Source organism: Alteromonas sp. ABE4_545 (assembly GCF_056161325.1).
The window spans coordinates 1-13412 of record NZ_JBSWYY010000048.1; the positions used below are offsets into that span (position 1 = coordinate 1).

A 13412-nucleotide genomic window follows, 5' to 3' on the forward strand; every position below is an offset into this window, starting at 1 on the left:
ACGAGCACACAATACGGAACTACGTTGAGCATCAAGGTCGGAAGGATTCAGATCAGCTCCGAATGGAGCTGTAACCGATAGAACCCCGGGCATGCCCGGGGGAATCTATTGGCGTGGTATATCTTTTTTGTCGTTTCACGCCAATGGCGTTATATTGTACGCAGGGCTCAATATGAGAACAATATTGAGAAAGAGTGATTTCGAAGGAATGTTAGATGTTGGCCGACTATCTAATTCAGGTCATATTGTTAGTCTTGTTTCCTGCTGTGTTAGTGATACAAGACAACCCACAAACGCGTCGCGTGTCTTTTTACGTTTATATTAGCCTAGTACTGTTGATGGGCGGCTTTGTTGGGGCCGTTTATTCACTTGAGTTGTTTGACGGCGTGGTGGTTTCAGGTGGGAGCATACTGTACGGCGCGTTTATGATGACCTGTGTTGTGTTTGCCTTTATTGAGCGCGACGCCTTCATCTTACAGAACCTTGCGCGTTTAGTGGTAACCGTGGGCGTGTTCAAGGTGTTTTTGTTTATGCTCATCGCCGACATTCTTGCGCAGCCAGACACCATTAATACCAATGCCATTCCTAGTGCACTATTTGATATCTCTATTCCGCTGCTCATTCTTGGTGCCATTCTTATTATCGTTGAGCTGTTATTTTTATTTGTTATCTTCAACTCTCTGCGCAAACTCACCCAATCTCATTTAATCCTCAGCTTTGTTTATACGCTCAGTTTTATGGCAATGCTGGTGCTTGATGGAGTGTTTTTCCCTTTATTTGCGATGGGCTTTAGCGCCGAAGTGTTTCACCTGATCATCGGCGGCTTTAGTGGCAAAGCAGTGTTAGCCATCTCATTTGGAATACCGCTCTTTGGCTTTTTGGTATTTAGTCGTGAACGACTTGCCATGTACGACGACAACAATTTATTGGATTGGAAATTACTGCTCAGTTCCGGCAACGATATTGTGAAAACCGTGAAAGACAGGGAAGAGCGGTTACTTCAAGCCGATGCCGTATTTCAGCAATCCCAAGAAGGCATTGTGGTAACTGACCCACACCTTTTCATTGTCAATATCAATCCGGCTTTTGAGCGTTTGTGTGGCATTCCCCGAGACACGTTACTTGAGCAGACATATCTCCCACAGGTATTACAATTAGATGAAGCCGCTCAACAAAAACTATTACAACAAGTAAAAACGGGGGCTATATGGCAGGACGAAATTGTTTATCAAAAGCACGGTAGTCAAACAATTAGCGCTTGGTTATCTGTTGTGCCTGTAGAGAATACCCATGGTAAGGTCATTAATTATACCTGTACGTTAACAGACATCTCCGATGTCACTGAAATGCGCGAAGCGTTGCGCTTTCAGGCAAATCACGACGCGTTAACGCATTTACCCAATCGTCGCTTACTTCAACAGCAACTGCGAGAGGCAATGAGCCTTTCCTCAGAAACTGATAAGTTAGGTTTGTTGTTAATCGACTTAGACAGCTTTAAGAATGTCAACGACAGCTACGGTCATGTTGTCGGAGACCTCGTGTTGCAAAAAGTGGCTGTGAGATTACAAGAAGTCGTTGGTCAATTGGGAACTGTTTATCGCTTAGGCGGCGACGAGTTTTCCATTTTTATTCCCAAATGTGACAGTCAAGAATTCTTACAAAAACTGGCTAGTCGAGCGCGAGAAGCGGTGTCATCAGTGATGTCAATTGGGAATGGCGATCGTGTTCACATTGATTGTTGTTGTGGTATCAGTTTATTCCCCGACTTTGCATTAACCACAGAAACCCTCTATCAACAAGCCGATACCGCTTTGTACTGGGCGAAAGGTATTCGTGCGGGCAGTATTGAGTTTTATCAAGCCTCAATGACACAAACTCGAAAGCGTAAGTTGATGTTAGAAACTCAGCTTCGCGAGGCCATAGCGCGAGGGGAAATACAGCCTTATTTTCAGCCAAAAGTGCGCTTGAGTGATAATCACCTTGTTGGTGTTGAAGTATTGGCGAGATGGATAAAGCCCGATGGCGAAATTATTCCGCCGAATGAGTTTATTCCTCTGGCTGAAGAAACGGGGTTAATTGATCAAATTGGGCGTACGATGCTGCGGAAAAGCTGTGAAGCCGGTGTAATGTGGCTCAAAGAGCGTGGCGAGCCATTGTCTATAGCGGTTAATGTGTCACCAATACAGCTGCGCTTTTCAGATCTGTCGGGTTGGCTAGAGCAGGTGTTGCGTTATACCGGTTTCCCCGCTGAACATTTGGAAATAGAAATTACCGAGACTGGCTTGGTCACACAAGAGCAGCGGGTGATCCCTTTATTGAATGCCATTAATGAACTTGGGATCAATATAGCATTAGACGATTTTGGTACTGGGTACTCGTCACTGGCTTATTTACATCAAATGCCTATTTCAGTGATCAAGATTGACCGTAGCTTTGTACGAGATTTGCTGGGAAGTGAAACCGCTGTCAACGTTACTAATACGATTGTGCGAATGGGGCAAGAGCTTGGATGCGAATTGGTAGCAGAAGGTGTAGAAACACAAGAACAAAGGCTGTGTTTACAACAAATGGGATGTCATTTGTTTCAGGGCTATTTATATAGTCGACCGTTATCTAAGGCTGAGTTTGAAGCCAAATATATACGGTCGACATCGAATACTAACAGCCAGACAGTTAGTTAATAAACTCACTGTCTGGGAAGTTTAAGCGCAACGTTTTCATGGCATTGCCTTTTAGCTCATCGAGTTTCAACTGGCTATAACATTCCACCATAATTTCCAATGCGGTTTGTACCTCGTTGGAGTCAGGGTAGTTTTCAACGATATAACGCCCACGATTAGCCGCCGCAACATAAGCCTCACGACGCATATAATAACGCGCAATTGCAACTTCATATCGGGCTAAACGATCTTTAATAAACAACATCCGCTTACGCGCATCTGCCGCGTATTTGCTGTTTGGGAATTGTTCAATAAGATTGCGGAAATCGTCGAACGCTTGACGTGTTTTCGCTGGATCTCGGTCAGCGCGGTCGATGTTAACCAATTCTTGGAACAAGTTGGTATCTGATTCCATATTCGTCAAACCACGCATATAGATAGCGTAATCGATATCTGAATGGTTAGGGTTCAAACGAACAAACCGATCAATTGTCGCTAAGGCTTGGTCTGGTTTACCCGACTTGTAATACGCGTAAATAAGGTCCAATTGCACCTGATGAGATAAAGGGCCAAAGGGAAAGCGAGAATCAAGCGTGCTCAGCGCACTGGCGGCCGCAGAGAAATTGCCGTTTTCGAGGCTTTGTTGGGCTTTTTCATAGAGTTGTTGAGCGCCCAAATTTGCATTGATTACCTGCTCTTGCGGGTCAGAAGAACTGCATCCGCTAAGTGATACTATGACGCCAAACACTACTGGCACCCACAGACGATTGCTTTTCATATAATGTAAATTCCTGATAATCCAGTGAATTGCGAGCTATTTGGCAACGTGGCCTAAGTTAATCCAGCCATTCTAACGTACTCGAAAGGTAAAAACACATAGAAAAGTGACAACAATTCCCCAGTCAGTAAACAAAGCTTGTTATAATAGGGGTTTGTAGTAGTCATCCTAGGGTGTTATGTCGACGTTGGAAACACAGGTTAATTTGTCAGCAGTTGCTGAAGCTCATCATTTCGGTCAGAGGTTAGATCAGGTTTTAGCTGATTTGTTCCCTGAATATTCACGTTCTCGTTTAAAAGAATGGATATTAGCAGGTAATGTTTCGCTAAATGGTGAGGTGTGCCAAATACCTAGACAAAAGATGCTGGGTGATGAAGAAGTGGCTGTCAGTGCAAAAATAGAACAGCAAGTAACGAGTCAGCCGCAAGAAATTGCATTGGATATTGTTTACGAAGATGACGATATTCTTGTTATTAATAAGCCAGCCGATTTAGTTGTGCACCCTGGTGCAGGCAACCAAGACGGTACGGTGTTAAACGCATTGTTGAGTCATGTGCCGGGGATTGATAACGTGCCGCGTGCAGGTATTGTGCATCGTCTAGACAAAGACACAACAGGGTTAATGGTGGTAGCGAAAACGCTGCCAGCCCAAACGCATCTTGTTGATCAACTACAAACTCGCACCATGAGCCGTGAATATGAAGCAGTGTGTATTGGTACTATGGTGGCGGGTGGTATTGTTGATGCGCCTATTGGGCGGCATGCTACTAAGCGTACTCACATGGCGGTACGAGAGTTTGGTAAACCTGCGGTAACCCACTATCGTGTTATCGAAAAGTTTAGAGCCCATACTCATGTACGATTAAAACTAGAAACAGGAAGAACACACCAAATTCGTGTGCATATGTCTTACATCAAACACCCGCTGGTGGGCGACCAAAATTACGGTGGCCGTGCCAAGCTTCACAAAGGGGCTTCCCCCGAATGTGTTGATGCATTACGTGGCTTTAAACGTCAGGCTTTGCACGCAGCTCAGTTGTCTTTATTTCATCCAACCACAGAAGAGTGGATGACATGGAAAGCACCACTGCCTCAAGATATGGTGGATTTGCTCAGTGTTATCAAAGAAGACTCTAAACAGTTTGAAGATGATTATTAAGTAGTATGTGGTACACACCCGATTGGCCTGCTCCCAGTAACATTGTTGCTTTCCAAACAACGCGTGATGGAGGCCAAAGTCATGGGCGCTACGACAGCTTTAACGTGGGATTGCACGTTGACGATAATCCTACTGATGTCGAAGCTAATCGGGCTGCGTTACCTTTTTCAGAACGCATTACTTGGTTGAATCAAATACACAGTGATTTGTGTGTTGAGTTGCCTCAATCTCAAGCTGTGTCGGCAGATGCGGCTATTAGCCGTTCAAGCCAGCATTTTTGTGCCGTGATGACGGCAGATTGTGTGCCTGTATTGTTAACCAATAAAGCGGGCACTGAAGTGGCCGCGATTCACGCTGGATGGCAAGGGCTTGTGAAAGGCGTTATTGCTAATACTCTTGCTCGTTTAGCGAGTGACGTTAACGAAACTTTAGCGTGGATAGGCCCTTGTATTTCACAACAGGCTTATGAAGTAGGCGATGACGTAGCAAGCCAGTTGGCTTCATTTGAATCTTGCATTGTTCCCGCTTCGTCGCCGAATAAGTATCTTGTTGACCTTCCAGCTATTGCTAAGAAACAGCTGCAAGCATTGGGGGTACCCCATGTTTTTGGAGGTCGCGAATGTACGTATCAAAAAGCGGATAAGTACTTTTCTCATCGACGGGCTCAACACCAGGGCGCTGTACCTACGGGCAGAATGGTTTCGGTTATCGGAATTAAATAGCGCGTAGCAGCGAGATAAATCTGCTGATATAGATCAAAAATCTCCTTGTATTTTCTTTCAACAACTTGAATCAAATAAAATCCGTACCCATAAATTAGCCAATAGATAGATTATTGCAGCTAACGAGGGTAGTCATGCGATTAGATAGATTTACCAGCAAGTTCCAGATCGCAATCTCTGATGCACAGTCTTTGGCATTGGGGCGCGATCACCAATATATAGAACCGGTTCATTTAATGACGGCTTTGCTCAATCAGCAAGGGGGATCTGTTCGCCCTGTTTTTGACCAAGCAGGCATTAATGTGAACGGACTGCGTTCAGCACTTGCAGAGGCCGTAGACAAGTTGCCTCGCCTCTCAGGCATTGGTGGCGATGTTCAGTTAGGTAAAGACACGGTTGTACTTTTAAACCTGTGCGACAAAATTGCCCAGCAGCGTAAAGACGACTACATCACGTCTGAAATCTTTGTTCTCGCTGCGTTGCAGGACAAAGGAAAGCTGGGTGAGATTCTCAAGAGTTTGAATGTCACTAGCGACAAAATTGAGCAAGCAATTGACACCATGCGTGGCGGTCAGAAAGTGACCGACCCCAATGCTGAAGATGTGCGTCAAGCGTTGGAAAAATTTACTACTGATTTAACCGAGCGAGCAGAGCAGGGAAAATTAGACCCAGTAATTGGTCGTGATGACGAAATTCGCCGCACGGTACAAGTGCTCCAACGCCGGACCAAAAACAACCCAGTATTAATTGGTGAGCCTGGTGTGGGTAAGACGGCCATCGTTGAAGGCTTGGCCCAGCGTATCATCAATGGTGAAGTGCCTGAAGGTTTGAAAAATAAACGCGTGTTGTCATTAGACATGGGCGCACTGGTTGCCGGTGCGAAATACCGCGGTGAGTTTGAAGAACGCTTAAAAGCCGTTTTAAATGAATTGGCCAAAGAAGAAGGCCGCGTCATTCTCTTTATTGATGAGTTGCACACTATGGTGGGCGCGGGTAAAGGCGACGGAGCTATGGATGCGGGCAATATGCTTAAACCTGCATTGGCTCGCGGTGAGCTACATTGTGTGGGGGCAACCACACTGGATGAATATCGCCAATATATCGAGAAAGATGCCGCACTTGAGCGTCGTTTTCAAAAGGTCTTGGTCGATGAGCCAAGTGTCGAAGATACCATCGCTATTTTACGTGGGTTGAAAGAGCGGTATGAGCTTCATCACTCGGTGGATATTACTGACCCAGCGATTGTTGCTGCAGCGACCTTGTCGCATCGATATATCAGTGATCGTCAGTTACCAGATAAAGCCATCGATTTGATTGACGAAGCGGCTTCAAGTATCCGTTTGCAGATTGATTCTAAGCCAGAAGATATGGATCGCTTAGAGCGCCGTATTATTCAGCTTAAATTAGAAGAACAAGCGCTTGCAAAAGAGACGGATGATGCCAGTCATAAGCGTTTAGAGATGATTGAGCTAGAGCGAGAGCAAGCGGAAAACAAGTTCTCTGATTTAGAAGCCATTTGGCTTGAAGAAAAAGAAGCCATGCAAGGCACCCAGTCTATAAAGTCTGAGTTGGAGCAGGCAAAGTTGGACTTAGAGATCGCCCGTCGAGCGTCTGATTTAAATCGCATGTCGGAGTTGCAATATGGTCGAATTCCAGAGTTGGAGCTTCGATTAGAAAAGGCGGCAGAAAACGAAACCTGTGAAACCCAGTTGTTGAAAAACAAGGTAACGGATAACGAAATTGCCGATGTGCTCTCGCGTTGGACAGGTATTCCAGTAGCGAAGATGCTCGAAGGTGAGCGAGAAAAACTCCTGCGTATGGAAGAGGTGTTACACAAGCGCGTTGTTGGTCAACAAGAAGCAGTTACGGCTGTATCTAATGCTATTCGTCGATCTCGTGCAGGATTAGCTGATCCTAATCGCCCAATTGGCTCATTCCTGTTCTTAGGGCCAACTGGGGTAGGGAAGACCGAGCTTTGTAAGTCTTTGGCTGGCTTTATGTTCGACACCGAAGATGCCATGGTGCGCATTGATATGTCTGAGTTTATGGAAAAACACTCGGTTGCTCGACTCGTAGGTGCACCTCCCGGTTATGTTGGTTATGAGGAAGGCGGTTATTTAACAGAGGCGGTGCGTAGAAAACCTTATTCGGTGATCTTGCTTGATGAAGTTGAAAAGGCACACCCTGACGTATTTAATATTCTATTACAGGTATTAGATGATGGGCGACTTACCGATGGACAGGGGCGCACGGTAGATTTTAAAAATACCGTGGTGATCATGACGTCAAATCTGGGCTCAGATATCATCCAAGATAAGCATCAGGAAAATCAGTACGACGAAATGAAGTCGATGGTGATGTCGGTGGTAGGCCAGCATTTCCGTCCTGAGTTCATTAACCGCGTCGACGATATTGTGGTGTTCCATCCATTGGGAAGAGAGCAGATCAAGTCGATTGCTAAAATTCAATTACTGTCTTTGCGTCAGCGATTAGCGGATAAGGGATATAAATTGGAATTGTCAGGCTTGGCCATGGATAAACTGGCCGATGCTGGGTTCGACCCTGTGTTTGGTGCGAGACCACTGAAACGCGCGATACAAACACAAATCGAAAACCCATTAGCGCATAAGCTTTTATCTGGAGAACTTATGCCTGAAGCGACGATACGAGTTGATGTAGAGAATGATCTGCTAATTATTCAATAAAGCAAAATACCAAGCCCGCTTTACGTTAAAAACTAATGTAAAGCGGGCTTTTTTATATAGATGATTATAAGGTTTCAAGCAATGCGCGAGCTTTTTCTCGATAGTAAAAAGGTCGTTGCATATTTACTGCGGTAGTGAGGGTTTTCTTGGCTTCATCCTTGCGATCCAACTTCACCAATGTGTAGCCTATATGATAAAGCACGGTAGGATTGTCAGCGTCAGTGGCATTAGCGCGTCGCAACATAGCCAAGCCTGCTTGATAATCGCCTTTTTCGGTTAAAACCCAGCCGTAGGTATCCAGTACCGACGTGCTATTGCCCGCTAGTTTGAAAGCTTCTTGTACGTACGCCAGACTTTTATCTAAATCTACCTCCATGTACAAAAGGGCGAGTTTTTCGTATATCTCGGCTTTGTCTTGTACTGTCGGGTCGAGGAGTAACTCATCATAGAGTGCGCGGGCTTTTTGGTTATCTTGCTTCACATAATAGAACAGCGCTAACAAGCGTTTTGCCGTGAGTGGCGACTCGTTCTTTTCAATGATGCTCAACGCTCTACTTTCAAATGTAGCTTCTCCGTAGCCGTTAATCGCATGGTCTTGTAACAAAATCAGTGCTCGATTAAAGCGGTTATCTAATGCAACCGATTGATCAAAGTGAGCAACGGCTTGGTCGAATTGACCTTCTGCATCAGCCAGTAACCCTCTAACAAACCAGTAGTTTGCATTTTGTTCTTGCCCTTCAGCAATGGAATTTAATAGGGTTTTGGCCGGAACTGGCTGGTCGTTTTCGAGCAGCATCTTGGCCTTTTCAAGCTTTAATTGTACGTTGTTAGGTGCTAGCGCCAGTGCTTTATCTAACGTAGCAAGCGCAGCATTGGGTTTATTCAATCGGGCTTCTATTTGACTCAAGCGCAATAAACCAACCGGAGATTCTGCTACCACGTGTTGAATAATATCAACAACCTCTTGGGCTTCCGACAGTTTCCCTTGAGTAATATAAATGTCGACTTTGGTCATTAAATAGTTAGGGTTGTCGAAGTCATCTCTTAGCAAACGATTAAGGTGGTATATGGCTGTTTCCAAATCGTTATTAGCTAGTGCCCGCTGCAACATACGTTGGCGAGCTCGTTGGTTCTGTGGATCTAGCGTGAGAATGGTGTTGTAGATGTCGAGTGCTTCTTCATCTTCACCGAGAGCGGTCAAGTTGTCTGCTTTCAGTAGCATTGAGTCTTGATGCTTGTCGGCTATCTCCAACAACCGGTTGAGTATATTGTTTGAACGGGTGTAGTTTCCTGTGCGCGTTTCAATCATTGCCAGATTGAATTTGGCTGCGAACAAGTCGGGGTTAATTGCTAACGCAGCGTCTACCGCCTCTCGTGCTTCGTCATAACGCCGCATTTTTATCAAGATACCTGCCTTTAAATTAATAAACTCAGGCTCTTCTGGATACAGCGCTAATAACTTGGTCGCGCTGTCTAATGCGGTACTGAATTGCTGTGCGTTGAGCTTGACCAAGGTGTAAGTTAATAAAAACTCTGGAACCATTTGGTTTGCATCGTAACTGGCATCGAGTATCTGATTGGCTTCTTCTAACTTTCCTCGGGCGGACAAGAGTTTGACATTAAATAGACTCAATCGGCTATTGTTGGGATAGAGGCGGTTTAAGCGAAATGCGAGCGATTCTGCCTTAAATGTCTTTCCGTCTTTGAGAAATAACTCGCCTAGCATAAGGGCAGAGTTGATATTCTCAAGTAACTGCTCTTGATGGTCTTCTAACAAAGCCAAAGCTTGTTTGGCTTTTTGGCTGCTCATATACGCACGTGCCAATAACATCACGGCTTGCATATCATTCGGGCGCTTAGCCACATATTGCGCAAGAGACAATGTGGCCTGTTCCATGTTACCCTTGAAGAATTCAGACAAGCCTTTGATGTATTGTAAGACAGGTTGCGCAGCTATATCTTCTGGCGTGATCGCTGAAATAATCTCATCGAGTTTATTAAGCTGTTCATTGTCGATACGGCTTTGATAATTGCGACTGTCTAGCCAGTTGTTGAGAAGAATGACCAGCGGGTCATTGGGTGTTTGCTCAATAATCTTATCAATAAGAGATTGAGCCTTCTCGAAATCATTGGTTTCTACATACAGATCTAATAGGCGGCGTAATGTTTGAGGGTCCGATGGGTTTAGTGTAATTGATTGGTTATAGAATTGCTCTGCACGTTCTATTTCACCATTTACACGGGCAAGTTGCCCCTTTTGCCTAAGCATTAACGGGTTGTTGGGGTTAATGCTCTCAGATTGCTTAATATAGTTGGCTGCCTCATCGCGTTTGTTTTCGAATAAAGCGATAGAGGTTAAACCATCAATAGAGCGAACGTGATTAGGATTTATTTTTAACGAATCTTGGTAGGCTTGCTTTGCGCATTGATAGTCATTCGATCTAACACAGGCACTGGCTCTAATTTGTAGCCATTTTATTTTTGAATCGCCAGATAACCGCTCACTTTCGTCAAACTCAATAATGTCGTGGTATTTATTGAGAAATAGCCAAGTATTCCCCAATGGCTCTGCAATTAATTCTATATCGGCACCTTGATCAAGGGCTTCTAGAAATTCTAGCTCTGCAGCAATCAAGTACCCGTTAATGAGGAGCAGCTTCCCCATTAATATCTTTGATGCCAAGTTGTCTGGGTCTTGCTTCAGGCTATTTTTAAGGTGAATGAAAGACTCGTTGTAGTTCTTTTCATTATAGGCTTGGAGCGCTCGCTCAAAATCTTCACTGGAATCAGCATAAGAGGGCGTAGACAGTAAACTCACCGAAATGAATCCACTAAAAATTAACTGTCGGAGTTTCACCATTTTACTACCTGAAAACAAAAGTCCATTATGTAAAAAAGGTGGCATAAGCCACCTTTTTCATATTAACAGGTTTACTATAGAATTTAATCTTGTTTCTTTCTACGTAAAGCGACCAAACTTCCTACCAATAAAATGGCTAATGAACCAGGTTCGTTAACAGGCGTTGGATTGTCTCCACTTGCCGGTGGAGTGGTTCCGTCGACAGAATCAAAACCAATTGTCGCAATCTTGAATGCGTCATTGTATTTAGACGCACCAGCAACTTCGCCAAATACTGTATTATAAGCGCCAACTAACCAGTATTGCGCAGGCTCTGACAAGTCAGTGAACGTGGAGGTATACACATCATCACACTCTTCTACGTCGAATGAACCTTTATAGCTGTCATCTACCATTGAAGACACTGAAGCCCACGTGAGTGTAGATGGGATATTATTAAAATCAGTAATACCGACTACAGACACTTGGGTGTCGTTTTCATCGCCTAACCAACTAAATGTAGCACCGGTTAAAGACACTGCTTCTGAAAACGACAACAACACGTAATCGTAATCTTCTGTACAGTTGTATCTGCTACATGCTAGGTAGTTATCAATAGCGTGATTATCGTAACTGTGATTGTTCGATAAACCGTAACCATCACCGTATTGAGATAGCGCGCCCTGCATTTCAAGCGTATCGTTATCTCCTGTATCCGACCAGGTAGTAATTTGAACAGTGATGCCATCGATATTCACAAAGCTATTTGCATCACCGAAGCCGTAGTCCACACCGTCTTCTGATAGATCGTATGTGTACTCAGCACTAAACGTATCGCAGGTCTCGGTGTCATAATTTGAACCACCGCTACCACACTTATGGCTGTAACTCGTCGCGTGAGCACTATTGAGCGCACTTATAGCAATAAAGCTAATGAGCGCCAACATACCTACGTTAACTTTCATTTATACAGTCCTTCAACAACTACTACTAATTCAACATGGTGTTAAGCACTATGCGTGCCAACTCTTAAAACACTTTGCTGTGCAGTGACTTACAATTTGAAGTAATTTAGATTTCATCAAAATGTAAAGAAAGCTGACGTTTGTTTTTGTTGTTATCAAAGTGCTTACACGCGTTAATATATCCTATATTATCACACCTAAAGGTATGTGTTTATATAACTAGTTATCGTGTTGTGTTTCGTAATTTTTAAGGTGAGCTTCTGGTGTAGCCTGTAGATAATATGAAATAATAAACGGGCACTATATTAATTATCGTAACCGATAAGGAATCGACGACCTAATGTCAGAACAAAAAAGAAAGGGTATTTATTTATTACCCAACTTGCTGACTACTGCTGGGCTTTTCTCTGGCTTTTTTGCAGTAGTTTCGTCAATGAATGGTCATTTTGAAGCAGCGGCAGTTGCTATCTTTGTTGCCATGATTTTCGACGGGCTCGATGGACGAGTGGCACGCATGACAAATACTCAAAGTGATTTTGGCGCAGAATATGACTCTATGGCTGACATGGTTTCATTTGGTGTGGCGCCGGCGCTGGTTGCATATAACTGGGGCTTGAGTGAAATGGGTAAGTTAGGCTGGTTAGCTGCGTTTATTTATGTAGCTGGGGCGGCATTGCGATTAGCTCGATTTAATACCCAAGTGGGAATTGCTGACAAGCGCTTCTTTCAAGGCTTGGCAAGCCCGGCTGCTGCGGCAGTGGTTAGCGGAATGGTTTGGGTTGGTGTTGATTACAACGCTAACGGTAATGACTATGGGTTTATTGTGGCTCTGGTTACTGGCCTTTCAGGGTTACTGATGGTGAGTAACTTTAAATATAACTCGTTTAAAGAAGTTAACTGGGGCGGTAAGGTGCCGTTTGTTGCACTGTTAATCGTAATGGCCATTTTTGTTGTGGTTGCGACCGAGCCAGCGTTAGTACTTTTCCTCGTATTTGCTCTTTATGCGATGGCAGGGCCGATCAATACATTCAGAACAGTTGATAAAGTGACATTACACGACGTTGTTGGTGATCACGAAGAAGACGCAGACTTTTTATCTAAGCAAGAGTGTGATGCTGACGCTAAATCTAAGTCTAGTGAGAGCGAAGAAAGCGATAAAACGAAGTCAGAATAGGGAAGATATTTCATAATTTGACGAAATATTATTCATCTTGTTTAAAACGCGACCACTTGGTCGCGTTTTTTGTTTTTTCTTCAAAAAAGCTATTGACCATCAGAAAGACTTCCCTATAATACGCCTCCACTTCGACGGGGAAGGCCAAGCAGCCCGAAACGACGAAGGGTTTCAGGCCTTGTCTGAAGCGGGTTTCAGCGAAACGCTTCGAAAATTAATTTTCAAAAAAAGTGTTGACACTGAGAGCCAGGAGCGTAGAATGCGCATCCCGCTTCGGGGCTAACTTAAAAAAGAGTTCGCGAAGCAGCGAAATGAGATTTTCGCACTGTTCTTTAAAAATTGATAACAAGACAATCTGTGTGGGCACTCGTTAAAGAGTGTCACAACGACAATTCATATTTCGATATATT

At 44.2% G+C, this 13412-nt stretch carries 8 protein-coding genes; 5 read left to right on the plus strand and 3 right to left on the minus strand.

What is annotated here, in order from left to right; all coding sequences use genetic code 11:
- Window positions 1-215: 215 nt before the first annotated feature.
- Window positions 216-2681 carry a putative bifunctional diguanylate cyclase/phosphodiesterase gene (locus ACXAH6_RS19925; protein ID WP_474879703.1) on the plus strand — a complete coding sequence of 822 codons (2466 nt, stop codon included), beginning with the start codon at window positions 216-218 and terminating at the stop codon, window positions 2679-2681.
- Here ACXAH6_RS19925 and ACXAH6_RS19930 read toward each other — a convergent pair.
- Complete coding sequence (locus ACXAH6_RS19930; protein ID WP_474879705.1) at window positions 2674-3438, minus strand: outer membrane protein assembly factor BamD; 765 nt, start codon at window positions 3436-3438, stop codon at window positions 2674-2676. The two genes, ACXAH6_RS19925 and ACXAH6_RS19930, sit on opposite strands and share 8 nt — an antisense overlap.
- 178 nt (window positions 3439-3616) lie before the next feature.
- On the opposite strand from ACXAH6_RS19930, the gene rluD reads away from it, so the two are divergent.
- From rluD to clpB, 3 genes are all read left to right on the plus strand, one after another.
- Window positions 3617-4597: a 23S rRNA pseudouridine(1911/1915/1917) synthase RluD gene (gene rluD / locus ACXAH6_RS19935; protein ID WP_474879706.1), complete on the plus strand. Its 981-nt coding sequence runs from the start codon at window positions 3617-3619 to the stop codon at window positions 4595-4597.
- 5 nt (window positions 4598-4602) lie between these two features.
- Entirely contained in the window at window positions 4603-5319 is a 717-nt protein-coding gene (pgeF, locus tag ACXAH6_RS19940) for a peptidoglycan editing factor PgeF (protein WP_474879707.1), read from the plus strand.
- A gap of 134 nt (window positions 5320-5453) precedes the next feature.
- Entirely contained in the window at window positions 5454-8024 is a 2571-nt protein-coding gene (clpB, locus tag ACXAH6_RS19945; RefSeq protein WP_474879709.1) for an ATP-dependent chaperone ClpB, read from the plus strand.
- Window positions 8025-8088: 64 nt separating this feature from the next.
- Here clpB and prsT read toward each other — a convergent pair whose 3' ends face one another.
- A complete protein-coding gene (prsT, locus tag ACXAH6_RS19950; RefSeq protein ID WP_474879710.1) occupies window positions 8089-10884 on the minus strand; it encodes an XrtA/PEP-CTERM system TPR-repeat protein PrsT in 2796 nt (931 codons plus the stop codon).
- Between the two features lie 83 nt (window positions 10885-10967).
- Window positions 10968-11828, minus strand: coding sequence for an exosortase-dependent surface protein XDP1 (gene xdp1, locus ACXAH6_RS19955; protein ID WP_474879712.1), 861 nt, complete (start codon window positions 11826-11828; stop codon window positions 10968-10970).
- A gap of 340 nt (window positions 11829-12168) precedes the next feature.
- Here xdp1 and pssA point away from each other — a divergent pair, with 340 nt between their 5' ends.
- Window positions 12169-13002, plus strand: a complete 834-nt coding sequence (pssA, locus tag ACXAH6_RS19960; protein WP_474879714.1) for a CDP-diacylglycerol--serine O-phosphatidyltransferase — start codon at window positions 12169-12171, stop codon at window positions 13000-13002.
- Window positions 13003-13412: the final 410 nt, after the last annotated feature.

Coding starts and splice junctions, on each gene's coding strand:
- ACXAH6_RS19925 (WP_474879703.1), top strand. CDS start 216: ATGTTGGCCGACTATCTAATTCAGGTCATATTGTTAGTCTTGTTTCCT.
- ACXAH6_RS19930 (WP_474879705.1), bottom strand. CDS start 3,438: ATGAAAAGCAATCGTCTGTGGGTGCCAGTAGTGTTTGGCGTCATAGTA.
- rluD (WP_474879706.1), top strand. CDS start 3,617: ATGTCGACGTTGGAAACACAGGTTAATTTGTCAGCAGTTGCTGAAGCT.
- pgeF (WP_474879707.1), top strand. CDS start 4,603: ATGTGGTACACACCCGATTGGCCTGCTCCCAGTAACATTGTTGCTTTC.
- clpB (WP_474879709.1), top strand. CDS start 5,454: ATGCGATTAGATAGATTTACCAGCAAGTTCCAGATCGCAATCTCTGAT.
- prsT (WP_474879710.1), bottom strand. CDS start 10,884: ATGGTGAAACTCCGACAGTTAATTTTTAGTGGATTCATTTCGGTGAGT.
- xdp1 (WP_474879712.1), bottom strand. CDS start 11,828: ATGAAAGTTAACGTAGGTATGTTGGCGCTCATTAGCTTTATTGCTATA.
- pssA (WP_474879714.1), top strand. CDS start 12,169: ATGTCAGAACAAAAAAGAAAGGGTATTTATTTATTACCCAACTTGCTG.